The organism is Rhizobium mongolense USDA 1844 (genome assembly GCF_000419765.1).
Classification (GTDB): Bacteria; Pseudomonadota; Alphaproteobacteria; order Rhizobiales; family Rhizobiaceae; genus Rhizobium; species Rhizobium mongolense.
Genome location: NZ_ATTQ01000009.1, coordinates 1 through 16,122, shown reverse-complemented (window position 1 = coordinate 16,122; position 16,122 = coordinate 1). Strand labels below are relative to the sequence as shown.

Below are 16,122 nucleotides of genomic sequence, written 5' to 3'. Positions count from 1 at the left end.
ATCACAGAAGGAGATCAGTGATGAAAAACCGGAAGCTCGGAAACGAACTCAACGTCTCGGCGGTAGGCCTCGGATGCATGGGCATGACTTTCGCCTATGGCGGTCAGGATGAGGCAGACGCCATTCGCACGCTGCACCGCGCTGTCGAGATCGGCGTAACCTTCTTCGATACCGCAGAGGTCTACGGTCCTTTCGATAATGAAATTCTAGTGGGCAAGGCTTTGAAGCTGCACCGGGATCGCGTCGTGATCGCAACCAAGTTCGGCTTCAAGATCACCGATGAGGGCAAAGGGCCGTCGCGCATGGTCGGCGTCGACAGCCGTCCCGAACATGTCAAGGCAGTAGCCGAAGCCTCTCTCAGACGGCTCGGAATCGAGCAGATCGACCTCTTCTACCAGCACCGCGTCGACCCCAACGTGCCGATTGAGGAAACTGTCGGAGCCATGGCGGACCTCGTCAAGGAAGGCAAAGTGAAAGCGCTTGGCCTTTCGGAGGCAAGCGCTGCCACGATAAGGCGTGCTCATAATGTGCACCCAATTGCGGCGGTGCAGAGCGAATACTCGCTGTGGAGCCGGGATCCGGAGCAGGAGGTCTTGGCGGTCTGCCGCGAGCTTGGCATCGGCTTTGTCCCTTATAGTCCGCTCGGTCGTGGTCTCTTGACCGGCGCAATCAATAAGCCCGATGAACTTGGCGCCGATGACTGGCGCAAGAACCTGCCACGCTTTCAAGCTGATGCCATGGCCGCGAACGCTGCCCTTGTCGCAACGTTGAAGGACCTGGCGCAGGCAAAGGGGGTAACGGCGGCGCAACTTGCACTGGCCTGGGTGCTGCATCAGGGCGACTTCATCGTGCCGATCCCCGGCGCGCGCAAGCTTAAGCATTTGGAAGAAAATGCTGCGGCAGCCGACATCACCTTGTCGGACAATGAGCTTAAACAGATCGGCGAGGCGCTCGCTCCGGCAAAGGTCACCGGCAGCCGTTACCGCGAGCAGGAGCTTGCGCTTGTGAACGGGTAGACTTTTTACGCCTCAGCGACCGACAAGGCGTTCCTTCCACTATGTCTTGATATCCTCGGGCCCGCCTGCGTTGGCCCGAGGATCCCCGAATACACCTGGTTCTCTTGCCGCACCCGCTCACGTCCAGGTTGGTCATCGGGCGTCGAGCGCGCGCGGTCGTCTTCGAGCCTCGGGAGGGTCGGAGATGTGGTCCGTCCCAAGGATGCGTCAAAACTCATTAACGCGAATGAAGCACTCGTCCCCGGCGATAGCGACTGATCCGATCCGGGGAAAGCCTGCTGAAGCTCGCCAAAAAGCGGAAACCGGTTGGGGCGATGGAACCCGAAGGTATCAACTGAGCAATACATACCGACCTTAACCGGGGAACCTTTCCCCTGCTCGCACGCTTCGTTCCCCGGACCACCACTTCCCAAGGAGCATGTTTGTGATCAACGACCTCTGGTACAAGAACGCCGTCGTCTACTGCCTTTCCGTTGAGACTTTCATGGATGCGAATGGCGATGGCATCGGCGATTTCCAAGGACTTCAGCGCCGACTGGATTATCTGGCCGGGCTTGGCGTCACCGCGATCTGGCTGATGCCGTTCCAGGCCTCTCCGGGTCACGACGATGGCTACGACGTTTCTGATTACTACAATGTCGATCCCCGTTACGGAACGCTCGGCGATTTCGTCGAATTCACTCACGGAGCCAAGCAACGTGGGATTCGCGTGCTCATCGATCTCGTCGTCAATCACACATCGGATGAACATCCATGGTTTAAAGCCGCCTGCTCGGACAAGAACTCGCGCTATCGCGACTGGTATGTCTGGTCGAAGACAAAACCCGCCAATGCCGATGAAGGAATGGTGTTTCCAGGTGTCCAGAAGACGACATGGACGCGTGATGAGAAATCCGGCGAATACTACTTTCACCGTTTCTATAAGTTCCAGCCGGACCTCAATACCGCGAACCCGCATGTTCAGGCGGAAATCCTGAAGATCATGGGCTTCTGGATCCAGCTTGGCGTTTCCGGCTTCCGCATGGATGCCGTGCCGTTCGTCATCGCAGAAAAGGGCACCAACGTGAAAGCGCCGAGGGAACAGTTCGACATGCTGCGAACCTTCCGCGAATTCCTGCAGTGGCGGAAGGGCGACAGCATCATCTTGGCTGAGGCTAATGTCGTGCCGAAGGAGAACCTGCAATATTTCGGTGACGACGGTGACCGCATGCAGATGATGTTCAACTTCCACGTCAACCAAGCGCTTTTTTATGCGCTTGCCAGCGCAGACACCCGACCGCTCGCCAAGGCGATGTATGACACACAGGAACGCCCGCAGACCGGTCAATGGGGCATTTTCCTGCGCAATCACGACGAATTGGATCTGGGTCGTCTGACGGACAAGCAGCGCCAGCAGGTGTTTACAGCCTTTGGCCCGGATAAAGAGATGCAGCTCTACCAACGCGGTATCCGTCGACGCCTCGCCCCCATGCTCGGCGGTGATATGCGCCGCCTGAGGCTTGCCTACAGTGTGATGTACTCGCTGCCCGGAACACCAGTTCTGCGATATGGTGACGAAATCGGGATGGGAGACGACCTGTCGCTGCCGGAGCGAAACTGTGCCCGCACGCCGATGCAATGGTCGGACGAGCCGCAGGGTGGCTTCACCAAGAGCGACAGGCCGGTCCTGCCGGTCATCTCGAAGGGGCCTTACGGTTTCGACCATGTAAATGTCGCCTTCCAGCGCCGTGATCCAGAATCCATGCTTAACTGGACCGAGCGGATGATCCGCATGCGCAAGGAGGCGCCCGAGATCGGTTGGGGCGAGTTCAGCTTTCTTGATTGCAACAATCGCGGCGTGCTCGCCATCCGCTACGAGTGGCGGAACAATGCCGTTGTCATCGTCCATAATTTCCATGCCAAGCCGGTGGAGATTACCTTCGACGCCGGCCTCGGTGACGCCGGCCACCTATTGATCGACATAGCCGACGACAGTGACAGTCGCGCCGACGAGAAGGGTAAGCACCATATGGTGCTCGAACCTTATGGCTATCGTTGGTACCGCGCCGGCGGCCTGGATTACTTATTGAAGCGGAGCGACACATGATGCATTTTGCCACCTCCTCCTGTTTTACGCCTCAAGATCCATAAGGCCTTCGGTCCAATCACGCCTTGAGAGTCATCCTCCCGCTTAACCGCCCTAGGCCCGCCGAACCCCGGGCAGCATCCGCTTAAGCTTCAGCGCCACGGCGGGGAAATCGTTGTTCTCGTCTGCATAAGACTTGCGCTGCAGGAGCGCCTCTCGCCTCAGGCGACGGACCATCCACCGTCCACCAGCAGGTTCGCGCCGGTGATTAGGCTCGCAGCCGGTGACGCAAGGAAGACTACGGCACCCACAACATCATCGGTTTCACCGATCCGGCCGAGTGGAATGTGAGCGAGCGTCACTTTGCGATTGCCGGCATCGGCTAGAAAAGGTGCTGTACCATCCGTGTGGATGAACGTCGGCGATACGGTATTTACCGTGACATCATAGCGTGCCCATTCGGCTGCAAGGCAGCGCGTGAGGTGATTAATTGCCGCCTTGCTCATGCAATAGATTGCCTCGCCGCGCAGTGCCACGGTACCGGCCTGTGAGCTGATGTTGATGATCCGGCCCCCATTGCGCTTGATCATGTGACGGCCGACTGCCTGCGTCATCAGAAAGGTGCCCTTGATGTTGACGTCGAGTATCTCGTCAAGGTCCTTCTCCTCAACGAGCTCCGCGAGATTGCCCGGAGCCACGCCGACGTTGTTGACGAGGACGTCGATCCGACCGAACGTCGTAAGCGCCGCGTCGACGGCTTGTGCGATATGGGCCTTATTGGCAATGTCGAGTTTAACAGGGAGAACCTTTCGTCCCGCGCCCTCGAGTTCGGCAACCAGGCCCGCCGACGCTGCGACATCGCGGACCCCCAAAACAATATCGGAGCCTGCTGCGGCACAGGCAAGTGCGCAAGCTCGACCGATGCCACGGCTCGCTCCCGTCACCAAAGTGACCTTGCCCTCAAGGCTGAAGCTCGGCGCATTCTTCTGCATGATGATGCCTCCCTCGATGAAGCTCATTTATGGCAGCGTCGGCGTGCGGATACCAGATGTTCTGTGCATGCTGAGGAGCGTCCCTTTGACCGATGGGCGATCCCACAGCGTCTCCAGAGTCAGATTGATCGGCCAGCCCGAGCGTTGCGCGTTCACGCGCAGTCTAAAAAACCAATCGCGATACAAAACCAGTCCAGCTATTTTAAAACTGACTGCATAACGCAATTAGAATTGCGGTGGCGCGGGCGCTTAGGAGGAGAAAGAACGCATGGCCAAGCTCGTCTTCGGAATGATGCAGTCGTTAGACGGCTACGTCGACAATATGGGGTTTGCGTCAGGCCCTGCACTCTTCTGCCACTTCATCGAGGAAGCGCGCGGCCTGACCGGCTGCGCGTACGGTCGCCGCATGTTGGCACAGCCTGGATGAAATCCACGGCAGCGGACCTTGCTACCAACGATCGCGATTAATGCGGGCCGGAATCATCGATACCGCGGGATTGCCTGGCGCATCCTGGCGGAGATGAAGCACCCATCGTCCGAGCACAATCGCGGCAAGTACCGCTACTCCCATGCGAAGCCACGGATAGGCGCCGACACGGCTCCCCGCCACGGTTTTGAGCTGACCCGGGAACAGGGCCAGCTGCTCACGCAGGTCGGCAACGTCCTTCCGGAGCCAGGCAACTTCCCGCAAGGCCGATTGCAGCTCATCCTCGCCGGGTATGTCTTCGGCCAGATCGTCGGCCGGGGCGCCTTCCTCCACGTCCGCAAGGTGTTCACGAAGCTGGGTTGGACTGTCAAAGCCCTTGAAACGGATGTTCGTCATTGCCTTTGCCTCAGTGCGTTATCGCTATCGTCGTCCTCTCCCTTGGCTTTGCGGCGACTAGCGGCGAGGGAGCGGAGGTTTTTGTTGCTTGGCACGGAGCGCTTGCCCGTACCGGTACCGGTGAATTCCCGCCTAGCCATGGTGCGTCTGCTTGCTGTGCGTGGGGAACGCTTCAGGCCCCAAAAAGATGCATCGGCGGCGATCGGAGGCGCAGGTTGATTGCGGTACTGACGTGCACAGAACCATAAGCCGCCTTCAACCCGAAACAGGCACAGTCAGGCATCAGGTGCCGCCATCAACGTCGGCTGGGTGGGAAGCGGTCCTCTGCCTGACAAAATCGCGGCGGCACACGTCCTGCGGACTGAACCTTGACGAGAGATCGCCACAGGTGTGGCCGTCCTCGACTGTCGCGAGGATTTGTCCAATCCAGAAAAGTCCGAGGACGACCAGGCAAGCTGATGGCGCCCACGATGACGCAATCCGGCAACGGTATCCGTACCAACGTCGACATAGAACGCACCGGCCACACGCAAAATCGTGCAAGATTCGATTATGTCCAGCCAATCTCATAACGCCAAAAGAAGACGCGGAAGCCTTAGCCGGGGCTAACTTCCGTAGCTGGACCCGCTCCAGTTTTCTTTCACCGTTTGCATAGCGACATTCGTCGATGTGCTCGCCACAAACGGCAAGTTTGAAATCCGTTCGCCAAGTACATGTCTATAGCGGCGTATGTCACGCGTCCTGATCTTGAGCAAATAATCAAAGCGTCCGGCAATCATGTGACATTCCTCGACTTCCTTGATCTTCTTGACTGCCGCATTGAAGGCGCGAAGCGCATCTTCCTGCGTGTTTGAGAGTTTGACCTCCGCAAAGGCAATATGCTCCAGATTCAGTTTCGAGGGGTTGATGACGGCTTTGAACCCTTCAATATAGCCGTCAGCGATAAGCCGTTTAAAGCGCAGCTGGCAGGGCGTTTTAGAAAGCCCGACGCGTGCCGCAAGATCAGTGATCGACATTCGTCCGTCGCCGGAGAGCGCTTCGAGAATTTTCCTGTCGAACAGGTCAAGTTCACTAAATTCATGCTCATCTTTAGTCATTTCATACAGCTCCGCGCGCAACAATAAATCCATACAGACTATAAACCAGGAAAATCAAGTCTGAATGCCTAGACTACGCGTGCTAGAGTGGGCTACTTGCTGAGGAGAAACGCCACCCTGACCATCCCCGTTAGAATCCAGGATCCGCAATCACAGAGATTGTCGTTTCTGGAGAGTGTCGACACTTACATGGACCGCGCGCTCGCCTGCCTTCCCCTGCCCGAAGGTTTGCCTGAACGCATCCAGGCGTACAATTCGACGTGTACGGCTCGTTTCGGCAAGCGACTAGGCGGGCGGATTTTGATCCGCCCCGATCCTTTCGTGAATGCAAGTGGGGTTATTTTGTCGTATTTTGAGCAAGTAATGAACGTGATGCATATTCCATTCGGTCTCATGAAGCGTCGCAGCCGGGAACGCCGCAATCTTCAAACCACGCAGGCACTCGAAGATATGACGGACAAGAAGGTCCCCCATCCGCGACGACTTCCCGAAGGGCGGCAGCGAGATCGTTCAGCTCCGCTTTCGCACCGTTGACGTTATGCGCGGCGCTTACGACCGCACGGTCCCGCTGCACGCCTCTCCGGAGATCAAGGACTTGCGAACGGGCGCGTATCATACCCCTTTAACCGTATCACTGACGCTCACAACGCAATCGGCATCCAACACAGGGAACTGAAAGGCACCAAAATGTCGAGCCAATCCAACAAAATCCTCAAGGACAACACTTTGCCGAACCCGGTGCCTTTTTCACTGTTTGCACCACCAATCAGAGCACAGACGCCCCTGCGGCAGGCGATCACCGCGGCGTATCGTCGTCCCGAGCCCGAATGCCTTCCTCCCCTCGTAGAAGCGGCACGGTCGCCTTCCTCTGCGAAGGCCGATGCGGCTAAGACCGCGCGCAGGCTCATCGAAGCCCTGCGTGCCAAGCACAAGGGTACCGGGGTCGAGGGGCTTGTTCATGAATATTCTCTCTCAAGCCAGGAGGGCGTCGCCCTCATGTGCCTTGCCGAAGCCCTGCTGCGCATCCCCGACGCTGAAACCCGCGACGCACTGATCCGCGACAAGATCGCCGAGGGAGACTGGAAGTCGCATCTGGGCGGCACGAAGTCGATGTTTGTGAATGCCGCGACCTGGGGCCTGGTGGTCACCGGCAAACTGACGTCCACCGTCAACGACCGCAGCCTGGCTGCAGCGCTTACGCGGCTCATCGCGCGTGCCGGCGAGCCTGTGATCCGCCGTGGCGTCGACATGGCGATGCGCATGATGGGCGAACAGTTCGTCACCGGCGAGACGATCGACGAGGCGCTGAAGCGCGCCCGGCCGCTCGAAGCCCGCGGCTTCCGCTACTCCTATGACATGCTTGGGGAAGCCGCCACAACTGCTGTGGATGCAGAACGCTATTTTCGCGACTACGAGGCAGCGATCCATGCGATCGGCAAGGCCTCCAATGGCCGCGGCATATATGAAGGGCCAGGAATATCCATCAAACTCTCGGCTCTTCATCCACGTTACGTCCGCGCTCAGGCGGCCCGCGTGATGGGCGAATTGCTGCCGCGGGTAAAGCAGCTCGCGCTCCTGGCAAAGAAGTACGACATCGGTCTCAACATCGACGCCGAGGAGGCCGACAGGCTCGAACTCTCTCTCGACCTGCTCGAAGAATTGAGCCTCGACCAGGACCTCAGCGGCTGGAACGGCCTGGGTTTCGTGGTGCAGGCCTATGGCAAGCGCTGCCCGTTCGTCCTCGACTACATCATTGATCTTGCCCGCCGTTCCGGTCGCCGGATAATGGTGCGGCTGGTCAAGGGCGCCTACTGGGATGCCGAAATCAAACGCGCGCAGCTCGACGGCCTTGAAGACTTTCCCGTCTTCACCCGCAAGGTTCATACCGACGTTTCCTACATTGCCTGTGCGCGCAAGCTGCTCGCTGCCGTCGATTTAGTCTTCCCGCAGTTTGCCACCCACAACGCGCAAACGCTTGCGACGATATATCATCTGGCCGGTCCGGAGTTTCAGGTTGGAAAATACGAGTTCCAATGCCTGCACGGCATGGGCGAACCGCTCTATGACGAGGTCGTAGGCAAGGCCAAGCTTAATCGTCCGTGCCGCATCTATGCGCCAGTCGGCACGCATGAGACCTTGCTCGCCTATCTCGTCCGCCGCCTTCTCGAAAACGGCGCAAACTCATCGTTCGTAAACCGCATCTCTGATCCAAACGTGTCGGTCGATGAGCTTGTTGCAGACCCTGTGGACGTCGTCGAAGCCATGCCCGTCGTCGGCATGCCGCATGACCAGATCGCACTTCCGGCTGCGCTTTTCGGAAAGGACCGGCTCAATTCGAAGGGGATTGACCTATCGAATGAAGCAGCCTTGGCGGCGCTTTCCGCTCATCTCGCCGCCACCCTTTCCCGAAACTTCCATGCCATGCCGTTACTCGCCGACGGCTCGCAGGACGGTGAGACACGACCGATCGCCAATCCGGCCGATCACTCCGATGTCGTGGGTCAGGTTACGGAGCTCAGGGTTGACGATGCGCCCAGAGTTGCACGTATGGCTGCCGATGGTGTCGCGGAATGGGCTGCGTTGTCGCCTCGTGAGCGAGCAGCCTGCCTTGATAGAGCCGCCGACATAATGCAGGCCCGCATCGAGATACTGATGGCCATCGCCATGCGAGAAGCAGGCAAGTCAGCCGCCAACGCGGTCGGCGAGGTCCGTGAAGCGATCGACTTCCTGCGCTATTATGCCGACCAGGCGCGCAAGACGCTTGGTCCAGCGCATGCACCGCTCGGCGCGATCGTCTGCATCAGCCCCTGGAATTTCCCGCTGGCGATTTTCACGGGCCAGGTGGCGGCCGCTCTCGTCGCCGGCAATTCGGTGATGGCAAAACCCGCCGGCGTCACGCCGATCATCGCCTATGAAAGCGTGAAAATCATGCATGAAGCCGGCGTACCGCGCGGCGCGCTGCAGTTCGTGCCCGGCAGCGGCCGCCTCGGAGCTGCACTGGTGGCGGCCCCAGAAACGGCAGGGGTCATGTTCACCGGCTCGACCGAGGTCGCCCGTCAAATCCAGGCCCAGCTCAGTGAGCGCCTCTCGCCGGCCGGAAAACCAATACCACTGATTGCGGAAACGGGCGGACAGAATGGGATGATCGTGGATTCTTCGGCGCTCGCCGAGCAGGTTGTTGCCGACGTGATTGCCTCCGCCTTCGACAGCGCCGGCCAGCGTTGCTCGGCTTTGCGCGTACTTTGCCTCCAGGATGATGTCGCCGACAGGACGCTCGCGATGTTGAAGGGGGCGTTGAAGGAGCTCAGGATCGGGCGCACCGACCGGCTCAACATCGACGTCGGACCGGTGATTTCCGAGCAGGCAAAGGCCGAGATCGACCAACACATCGAACGGATGCGCTCAATCGGCTGCAAGGTGGAGCAATTGCCGCTTCCCGACACTGCGGCTCTTGGCACCTTCGTTCCGCCGACGATCATCGAACTGAAGCAGATGTCGGACCTGACGCGCGAAGTGTTCGGACCTGTACTGCATGTCATCCGCTATCGCCGTGAAGATCTCGATCGCTTGATCGACGATATCAACAATTCCGGTTACGGCCTCACTTTCGGGCTCCATACGCGACTGGACGAGACAATCGAGCACGTCACGGGACGGGTGAAGGCGGGCAATCTCTACGTCAACCGCAACATCATCGGCGCGGTGGTCGGCGTCCAGCCCTTCGGCGGACGGGGTTTGTCCGGCACGGGGCCCAAGGCGGGCGGGCCACTCTACATCGGCCGTCTCGTACAGCGCGCGCCCGTCCCGCCGCAACACAGTTCGGTCCATACTGACCCTGCGCTTCGCGATTTTGCATCCTGGCTGGGCCGGAAAGGCCACAACGCCGAAGCGGAAGCAGCGCGCGAGCTTGCCGCGATTTCCGCGCTCGGGCTCGAAAAGGAACTGGCGGGACCTGTGGGCGAACGAAACCTCTATGCCCTTCATCCAAGGGGCCGGATCCTCCTTGCGCCGGCAACGGCAACGGGCCTTTTCCGTCAGCTTGCGGCGGCATTGGCCACCGGAAACCAGATCGTAATCGATCGTGCGTTGAACCTTGAGATCGCCCTCACCGCGCTTCCAGCGTCCGTTTTGGCTAGGGTCTCCTGGAGTTCGAATTGGGAATCCGACGGACCATTCTCGGGCGCCCTTGTCGAAGGGGATGTGGAACGCACTGGCTCGATCAACAAAAGGATTGCGGCCTTGAAGGGTCCTCTTGTCCTCGTTCAGTCGGCCACGACCGATGAACTCGCAAAAGATCACGAGGCATATTGCCTTAATTGGCTGCTGGAAGAGGTTTCGATTTCGATCAACACGGCTGCGGCCGGCGGCAATGCAAGCCTCATGACGATTGGCTGACACGGGGAACTGCCGCGCGTGTCCGGATCAGACCGCGCGACCGCTTCCGCCACCGCAATTTTGGAGTTGAGAACGACCATGTCCACGGAACCGAAATCCGAAGAAGGTTCTGACGAACTTCTGGAGCATTACCGCCCTATCGCACTGAGGGCGGTATTGGCAGCATGCGCGGTCAAAGGCGAGCACAAGAAGCCGGCGGCAGTTCAAGATCTTGAAACATTCGGGGCCCTACCCGAAGGCTTTCACATGCCGCACGATCTCGAGAGCTGAGGGTCTTCCCGCGGCTTTCGTCAGGCAATGGCTCAAATTGCGCTGACCTGCGCGGTCCGAAAGGCGCCATTAGCGGCGACTTGCCTTGTGCTACCGGTCCGGTTCGCAGTCGCGCGCTTGATCACGGCGGCGGGAGCCGATCGGCTCGATACCGTTCCCTGGGAAGACGTCTAAGCCGATTTTGTGGAGGCTTCGGCCCGAGCTGGGCGTCCAGGGATGGATCGCTCACGTCACAGGCGTTTGGCCCCGCTATCTGAGTGAAGATGCAGGTCGCGACGCCTCGATCAAGAACCCGCTTGCGTTTTGCGTCCCGCGATATTCTGCGGAATGAACCGATAGTGGATTAAATCCATGACAACAGTCTCACTTTGCGTCCGATTGCGGTAGCCATGGCGGCGGTCGGCAGGGAACCTCAGCGACTGCCCTTGCTCGACCCGTCTCCACTCTTCCTCCACGAGCAATTCGATCTCCCCGCGCAGGACGGTCACATGCTCCACAACCCCGATGTCATGCGGCTCTGAGATACTCTCGAAGTCGGGCGCGAAGGTCAGTTCATAGAGTTCAAAGCCGAACCGGGTCTCATAAGGGAACAACAATGCGCGTTGCATCCCTTCCTCCGACGGGCGCACCCGGAGACGACTGGCGTCACGCAAAAGCAACACATCGCCTACTTCGCGATCCGGCTCAAGCAGGGTGGTCATCGGAACCCGCAAGCCCGTCGCGATCTTCCAAAGCGTCGCGACCGTCGGCGTGGATTCGCCGCGCTCGATCTGGCCCAGCATAGCCTTGCTCACTCCAGTACGCTCTGCAGTCTTGTCGAGGCTCCATCCAAGGTCGTGCCTGATCGATTTCAGTAGCTTGCCCGTGTCAACGGGACTGATGGACCTCATTTGTGACTGTCCTCGCATTTGTACGTTATAGCGTATACTTCCAACGTGCGCTATAACGCACAAATGCGCAACTGCAGCAACAGCGTCGGAGGATGTCACATGCAGCCTGTCAGTGAAACACCCGCAGCATCCCGGGAAGCCAGGCAACCAGACACCAGGCTGGACCTTAGGCGCATCTTTGAGGCGAGGGAACAAATCTCACGGACGTTTCGCGACACGCCCCAATTCGGCTGTCCGTCTCTTGGCGATCTTCTGGGCTGCGAACTCGTCATCAAACTTGAGACCGCAAACCCGATCCGATGCTTCAAGGGACGTGGGACCGAGGTCGCAATGTCCCGCCTCGCAAGAAGCGCTGAACCTCAGGCTTCGGTCTGCGCCAGCGCCGGCAATCTCGGGCAGGCGCTCGCATATAGTGGGCGGGAACGCGGTATTGGCGTGACAGTGGTCGCCGCCACAAGCGCCAATGCCGCGAAGATCGATCACATTCGCCGGCTCGGAGCCGCCGTCGAACTTGTCGAGGGCGACATCGAGGACGCGCGAAAGCGCGCTCGCGAGATCGCGGCCAGCGGCAACGCTTTACTCGTGGAGGACAGCGAGAACCTCGACACCTGCGAAGGCGCGGGCACCATCGGGCTGGAGCTTGTCGAAGGCTTCGGCCGCATAGACACGATCCTGCTCGCGCTCGGCGGCGGTGCGCTCGCCACCGGCGTTGGCCACGTTTTCAAGTGCCTGTCGCCGGCAACGGAGGTGGTGTGCATCCAGCCGAGCGGGGCGCCCGCCATGGCCCTGTCCTGGCGGGCGCGATCAGTCGTCACCACCGACCGCGCCGATACAATCGCCGACGGTGTCGCCGGCCGATTCCCAATCGCGGCAGTCCTTCAGGACCTGCTCGCCGTCGCCAATCACGTGCCGCTGGTTGAGGAGGCAAGCATCAAGGCGGGCATGCGCCTGCTCCATCGGCACGCCGGCCTCGTGGTCGAGCCATCGGCCGCGCTTGGCGTTGCAGCAATCCTGGAAGATCCCTCGCGATACCGCGGCAAGCGGGTGGTCACGGTGATCTGCGGGTCGAACATACTGCCCGAGGCGTTTTCGGTGTGGACACAGGATTAGGGTATAAGCGCAACCGCTTCCAGTGAAGGATCGCGGCGACGATCGGCTCGAGCGCCGCCGGTGTCCGGACCGACATTACGCGCAATCACCACAGCTTAGATCACTTCCAACGCGAAGGCCTCGGTTTTAATTTCATCGGCGGCTGCCATGCTGAGCGTGAGTTTCTTATGCCGGCGCGACATCGAGATCATGAGGTTGCTTCATCACTCGGGCCTGCCTCTATACTCATGACCAGCTTGCGCAGCAGGGCGGCCAGGGCCGCGCGCTCTTCGACATCCAAACCTTCCAGGAACACGAGTTCACTGGCCATATCCGCGCGAAACGCCTTTTCGGCTAGCGTGATGCCCGTTGCGGTCAGACAAACGACAACACTTCGCCCGTCGCGGGCGGATTTTTCGCGTACAATCAGACCAGCCTTTTCCAGCCGATCGAGGCGGTGCGTCAGTCCGCCGGAAGACAGCATAAGCGTCGTATACATTGCCGTCGGCGTCAGCTGGTAGGGTGGTCCAGATCTGCGCAGGGTCGCGATGACGTCGAACTCGCCGCGATCGAGGCCGAACTTGGCAAAGGTCTCCTCAATGGAGAGGGCCACCAGGTTTGTTAGCCGTTTCGCGCGTCCAAGAATCGCCATCGGCTCGGTTTCGATGTCCGGCAATTCGCAGGCCCATTGTGCGCGGAGCCGGTCGACATGGTCTTCGACAGTGCCCTCCTTTGACCCGCGGTTGTTGTCTGGCGCCACCCGCATGATCCTCGTTTGCTTCGTCGTGCTGTTCCATACACCATGGGGCCTCAGTCGCAAAGATATCTTTGCGGGAAGATATTTATCTTGCCGAGAAGATAGTTTTCCAATATGTCTTCTTGAGAAGATAACTGCGAACGGTTGAAGGAGATCAGGATGTTTTCGGTTTATCGCTATCAGCAACCCGAACCAGGCACGGGCCGTACTGTCCGCTTCGAAGGTCGTCACTTCGGCAGCGAGGTATCGCTTTTTGTCGTGGACGCGGATCCGGGCCGCGGCCCGGAGCTGCATGTTCATCCTTATGCCGAGACCTGGGTGGTTCGAAAGGGGGAGGCCGAGTTCACGGTTGGCAATGATAAGACGCGCGGCTCTGCCGGCGACATCCTTGTTGGCCCCGCCAACGTTCCTCATCGTTTCGAAAATGTCGGCACTGGCCGGCTGGAGATCGTCTGCATCCATCCGAGCCAGACGTTCGAGCAGACCTTTGTTTAAGCCATCTCTGAGAGGAGCAAGATAATGACCAAAATGATCTTTCTGAACCTGCCGGTGAAGGACCTGGCAACCGCGACGGCTTTCTACGAGGCCATCGGCTGCGTCAAGAACGAGCAGTTCTCCAATGAAAATGCGAGCTCGATGGTGTGGTCAGAAACGATCACGTTCCAGCTTCTGCAACATGGCTATTATCAGACGTTCACAACAAAGCCGACTGCTGACGCGCATGCGACGAGCGGCATGCTGATCGCTCTGTCTCGCGACAGCCGCGAGGAGGTCGATGCCATGGTGGAGGCTGCCGCGAGATCAGGCGGCCAGGCGGATGTCCGCGAGCCGCAGGATTTGGGATTCATGTACCTGCGCAGCTTTGCTGATCCGGACGGACACGATTTCGAACCGGCTTACATGGATATGGGCAGCGTCGGTTAAAATCGGAGGGTTACCTGAGCTTCAACAGCCATCGGCAGACCTAGATTTTCTTATGCCTAAGGCGAGATTTCCTCGTTGTTCAGGGCGCTGACGACGGCCTATACCGTTGTCGCGCCCGCGGGCGGCCGCGTGTGCCTTGGCGATAACGCGTGTGACCGCAGCTGCAGGCCTTTCACACTGCGCAAGCCCGCTTCCGGGAATGCGGGCGACCCATTGAAGCGAGGATACCAGGAGCTATGAGTACAATATCCAGCAGGACATATGCGGTTTGCGCCGGTGCCTGTTTTTCCCTTTTCGGCACCTTTCTTGCCTGCCGTGCAGAGGCAGACGTCGTTGAAGGCAGGATCAGGCCCCTGGTCGACCGGACCGTCAAGGCGTTGATGACCGCAAACGACGTAGCCGGCATGGCGGTGGGCATCTCTGTTGATGGCCGCCGGTTTATTTTCAACTACGGTCTCGCCGACAAGGAAAAGGCAACGCCCGTCACCGCTGACACGCTGTTCGAGATCGGCTCCGTCAGCAAAACCTTGACCGCCACGCTCGGCGCCTATGCTGAGGCCAAAGGAGCGCTCGCCTTCTCCGATGCTGCGAGCGAGCATTGGCGGGAGGTGGCAGGCAGCGCCTTCGATCATATCACCGTGCTCGAACTGGGTACCTATACGGCGGGAGGTCTGCCGCTGCAGTTTCCCGATGAGGTCATTAACAACAGCACGCTCACGCGCTATTTCCGCGGATGGCGCCCTGGCTATGAACCCGGCACGTATCGCGTCTACTCCAATCCCAGCATTGGTCTCTTCGGATTCCTCGCAGCTGCGAGCCTGAAAAAGCCCTTCCCCGAGCTCATGGAGGGCACCCTCTTTCCTGCACTTGGTCTCACCAACAGCTATATCCGCGTCCCAGAGGCGGAAATGGGAGATTACGCCTTCGGCTACAACAAGGCGAACAACCCCGTGCGAGTAAGCCCAGGAGCGCTCGATGCACAGGCCTACGGGGTCAAGACGACTGCGGCCGACCTGTTGCGCTTCGTCGAGGCGAATATAGATCCCTCTGGGCTCGAACCTTCGCTGCAGAAAGCGATTGGCGCAACCCAGACCGGCTATTATCGGACAGGCGATATGTTCCAGTCCCTGGGGTGGGAGCTCTATGCCTGGCCGGCAGCACTGGATACACTCCTCGCTGGCAACTCTTCCGACATGGCGATGAAGCCTCACGCGGTGGCCCCGCTGGTGCCGCCACAAAAGCCAGCCCAGGACGTGTTTTTCAATAAGACGGGTTCCACCGGTGGCTTTGGAACCTATGCCGCGTTCGTGCCAACGCGCCGGATCGGCGTAGTCCTGCTTGCCAACCGTAACTATCCCATCCCTGAGCGGATTAAGGCCGCCTATTCGATCCTCGGGATGCTCGAAGCCGTATCGCAGGACGAGAGGCATCGGTGAGTTGACCGATGCCTCGCGAAGAGAAATGAGTGGCGGGCGGCCGCCTGCTTCGAACCGAATGCCGGTGTTAGGGCGCCATCCCTTCGCCAGGATTAGTAGACAACCACGCCGCGGATGCTTTGACCGGAATGCATGAGTTCGAATCCCTTGTTGATGTCTTCGAGCGGCATCGTATGGGTGATCATCGGATCGATCTGGATCCTTCCTTCCATGTACCAGTCGACGATCTTCGGCACGTCGGTGCGGCCACGCGCGCCGCCAAAGGCGGTGCCCATCCAGCTGCGGCCGGTGACCAGCTGGAACGGGCGGGTGGAGATTTCCTGGCCGGCACCGGCCACCCCGATGACCACCGACTTGCCCCAGCCGCG

The 16,122-nt window shown here is 59.5% G+C and carries 14 protein-coding genes and 2 pseudogenes; 10 read left to right on the top strand and 6 right to left on the bottom strand.

Annotated features, from left to right (window positions below; all coding sequences use genetic code 11):
• Positions 1 to 20 precede the first annotated feature (20 nt).
• Entirely contained in the window at positions 21 to 1,016 is a 996-nt protein-coding gene (locus A3C3_RS0118310; protein ID WP_022716033.1) for an aldo/keto reductase, read from the top strand.
• Between the two features lie 424 nt (positions 1,017 to 1,440).
• On the top strand, positions 1,441 to 3,102 hold the full coding sequence (locus A3C3_RS0118305; RefSeq protein WP_022716032.1) for an alpha-amylase family protein: 1,662 nt from the start codon (positions 1,441 to 1,443) through the stop codon (positions 3,100 to 3,102).
• 200 nt (positions 3,103 to 3,302) lie between these two features.
• Here A3C3_RS0118305 and A3C3_RS0118300 read toward each other — a convergent pair whose 3' ends face one another.
• Positions 3,303 to 4,073, bottom strand: coding sequence for an SDR family NAD(P)-dependent oxidoreductase (locus A3C3_RS0118300; RefSeq protein WP_028739763.1), 771 nt, complete (start codon positions 4,071 to 4,073; stop codon positions 3,303 to 3,305).
• A 268-nt stretch (positions 4,074 to 4,341) separates the two neighbouring features.
• Here A3C3_RS0118300 and A3C3_RS43775 point away from each other — a divergent pair.
• A pseudogene (locus A3C3_RS43775) lies at positions 4,342 to 4,482 on the top strand (dihydrofolate reductase family protein); the annotation flags it as partial.
• Between the two features lie 39 nt (positions 4,483 to 4,521).
• Here A3C3_RS43775 and A3C3_RS0118290 read toward each other — a convergent pair.
• Complete coding sequence (locus A3C3_RS0118290) at positions 4,522 to 4,896, bottom strand: hypothetical protein (protein ID WP_022716029.1); 375 nt, start codon at positions 4,894 to 4,896, stop codon at positions 4,522 to 4,524.
• Positions 4,897 to 5,501: 605 nt separating this feature from the next.
• Positions 5,502 to 5,993 carry an Lrp/AsnC family transcriptional regulator gene (locus A3C3_RS0118280; protein WP_022716027.1) on the bottom strand — a complete coding sequence of 164 codons (492 nt, stop codon included), beginning with the start codon at positions 5,991 to 5,993 and terminating at the stop codon, positions 5,502 to 5,504.
• A 189-nt stretch (positions 5,994 to 6,182) separates the two neighbouring features.
• Here A3C3_RS0118280 and A3C3_RS38675 point away from each other — a divergent pair, with 189 nt between their 5' ends.
• The 3 genes from A3C3_RS38675 (at position 6,183) to A3C3_RS0118265 (ending at position 10,658) form a co-directional block, all read left to right on the top strand.
• Complete coding sequence (locus A3C3_RS38675) at positions 6,183 to 6,527, top strand: hypothetical protein (protein ID WP_022716026.1); 345 nt, start codon at positions 6,183 to 6,185, stop codon at positions 6,525 to 6,527.
• Positions 6,528 to 6,680: 153 nt separating this feature from the next.
• A complete protein-coding gene (putA, locus tag A3C3_RS0118270) occupies positions 6,681 to 10,388 on the top strand; it encodes a trifunctional transcriptional regulator/proline dehydrogenase/L-glutamate gamma-semialdehyde dehydrogenase (protein ID WP_022716025.1) in 3,708 nt (1,235 codons plus the stop codon).
• 78 nt (positions 10,389 to 10,466) lie between these two features.
• The gene (locus tag A3C3_RS0118265; RefSeq protein ID WP_022716024.1) at positions 10,467 to 10,658 is read left to right on the top strand and encodes a hypothetical protein; all 192 of its coding nucleotides are present in this window, start codon (positions 10,467 to 10,469) and stop codon (positions 10,656 to 10,658) included.
• 284 nt (positions 10,659 to 10,942) lie between these two features.
• Here the strand turns inward: A3C3_RS0118265 and A3C3_RS38670 are convergent, their stop codons facing one another.
• Positions 10,943 to 11,548, bottom strand: coding sequence for a helix-turn-helix domain-containing protein (locus A3C3_RS38670; protein ID WP_022716023.1), 606 nt, complete (start codon positions 11,546 to 11,548; stop codon positions 10,943 to 10,945).
• Positions 11,549 to 11,647: 99 nt separating this feature from the next.
• On the opposite strand from A3C3_RS38670, the gene A3C3_RS0118255 reads away from it, so the two are divergent.
• Positions 11,648 to 12,658 (top strand): threonine ammonia-lyase, encoded by a 1,011-nt coding sequence (locus tag A3C3_RS0118255; RefSeq protein WP_022716022.1) that lies wholly within the window; start codon positions 11,648 to 11,650, stop codon positions 12,656 to 12,658.
• 187 nt (positions 12,659 to 12,845) lie between these two features.
• Here A3C3_RS0118255 and A3C3_RS0118245 read toward each other — a convergent pair whose 3' ends face one another.
• Positions 12,846 to 13,403: a MarR family winged helix-turn-helix transcriptional regulator gene (locus A3C3_RS0118245; RefSeq protein ID WP_022716020.1), complete on the bottom strand. Its 558-nt coding sequence runs from the start codon at positions 13,401 to 13,403 to the stop codon at positions 12,846 to 12,848.
• A 150-nt stretch (positions 13,404 to 13,553) separates the two neighbouring features.
• Here A3C3_RS0118245 and A3C3_RS0118240 point away from each other — a divergent pair, with 150 nt between their 5' ends.
• The 3 genes from A3C3_RS0118240 (at position 13,554) to ampC (ending at position 15,754) form a co-directional block, all read left to right on the top strand.
• The gene (locus A3C3_RS0118240; RefSeq protein ID WP_022716019.1) at positions 13,554 to 13,889 is read left to right on the top strand and encodes a cupin domain-containing protein; all 336 of its coding nucleotides are present in this window, start codon (positions 13,554 to 13,556) and stop codon (positions 13,887 to 13,889) included.
• Positions 13,890 to 13,913: 24 nt separating this feature from the next.
• Positions 13,914 to 14,318 (top strand): VOC family protein, encoded by a 405-nt coding sequence (locus tag A3C3_RS0118235; RefSeq protein WP_022716018.1) that lies wholly within the window; start codon positions 13,914 to 13,916, stop codon positions 14,316 to 14,318.
• Between the two features lie 236 nt (positions 14,319 to 14,554).
• Positions 14,555 to 15,754: a class C beta-lactamase gene (ampC, locus tag A3C3_RS0118230; protein ID WP_022716017.1), complete on the top strand. Its 1,200-nt coding sequence runs from the start codon at positions 14,555 to 14,557 to the stop codon at positions 15,752 to 15,754.
• 92 nt (positions 15,755 to 15,846) lie between these two features.
• Here ampC and A3C3_RS38665 read toward each other — a convergent pair.
• Positions 15,847 to 16,122, bottom strand: a pseudogene (locus A3C3_RS38665) (S-(hydroxymethyl)glutathione dehydrogenase); the annotation flags it as partial.

Excerpts from the sequence above, each read along its gene's own strand:
- A3C3_RS0118310 (WP_022716033.1), top strand. The coding sequence starts at position 21 with ATGAAAAACCGGAAGCTCGGAAACGAACTCAACGTCTCGGCGGTAGGC.
- A3C3_RS0118300 (WP_028739763.1), bottom strand. The coding sequence starts at position 4,073 with ATGCAGAAGAATGCGCCGAGCTTCAGCCTTGAGGGCAAGGTCACTTTG.
- A3C3_RS0118290 (WP_022716029.1), bottom strand. The coding sequence starts at position 4,896 with ATGACGAACATCCGTTTCAAGGGCTTTGACAGTCCAACCCAGCTTCGT.
- A3C3_RS0118280 (WP_022716027.1), bottom strand. The coding sequence starts at position 5,993 with ATGACTAAAGATGAGCATGAATTTAGTGAACTTGACCTGTTCGACAGG.
- A3C3_RS38675 (WP_022716026.1), top strand. The coding sequence starts at position 6,183 with ATGGACCGCGCGCTCGCCTGCCTTCCCCTGCCCGAAGGTTTGCCTGAA.
- putA (WP_022716025.1), top strand. The coding sequence starts at position 6,681 with ATGTCGAGCCAATCCAACAAAATCCTCAAGGACAACACTTTGCCGAAC.
- A3C3_RS0118265 (WP_022716024.1), top strand. The coding sequence starts at position 10,467 with ATGTCCACGGAACCGAAATCCGAAGAAGGTTCTGACGAACTTCTGGAG.
- A3C3_RS38670 (WP_022716023.1), bottom strand. The coding sequence starts at position 11,548 with ATGAGGTCCATCAGTCCCGTTGACACGGGCAAGCTACTGAAATCGATC.
- A3C3_RS0118255 (WP_022716022.1), top strand. The coding sequence starts at position 11,648 with ATGCAGCCTGTCAGTGAAACACCCGCAGCATCCCGGGAAGCCAGGCAA.
- A3C3_RS0118245 (WP_022716020.1), bottom strand. The coding sequence starts at position 13,403 with ATGCGGGTGGCGCCAGACAACAACCGCGGGTCAAAGGAGGGCACTGTC.
- A3C3_RS0118240 (WP_022716019.1), top strand. The coding sequence starts at position 13,554 with ATGTTTTCGGTTTATCGCTATCAGCAACCCGAACCAGGCACGGGCCGT.
- A3C3_RS0118235 (WP_022716018.1), top strand. The coding sequence starts at position 13,914 with ATGACCAAAATGATCTTTCTGAACCTGCCGGTGAAGGACCTGGCAACC.
- ampC (WP_022716017.1), top strand. The coding sequence starts at position 14,555 with ATGAGTACAATATCCAGCAGGACATATGCGGTTTGCGCCGGTGCCTGT.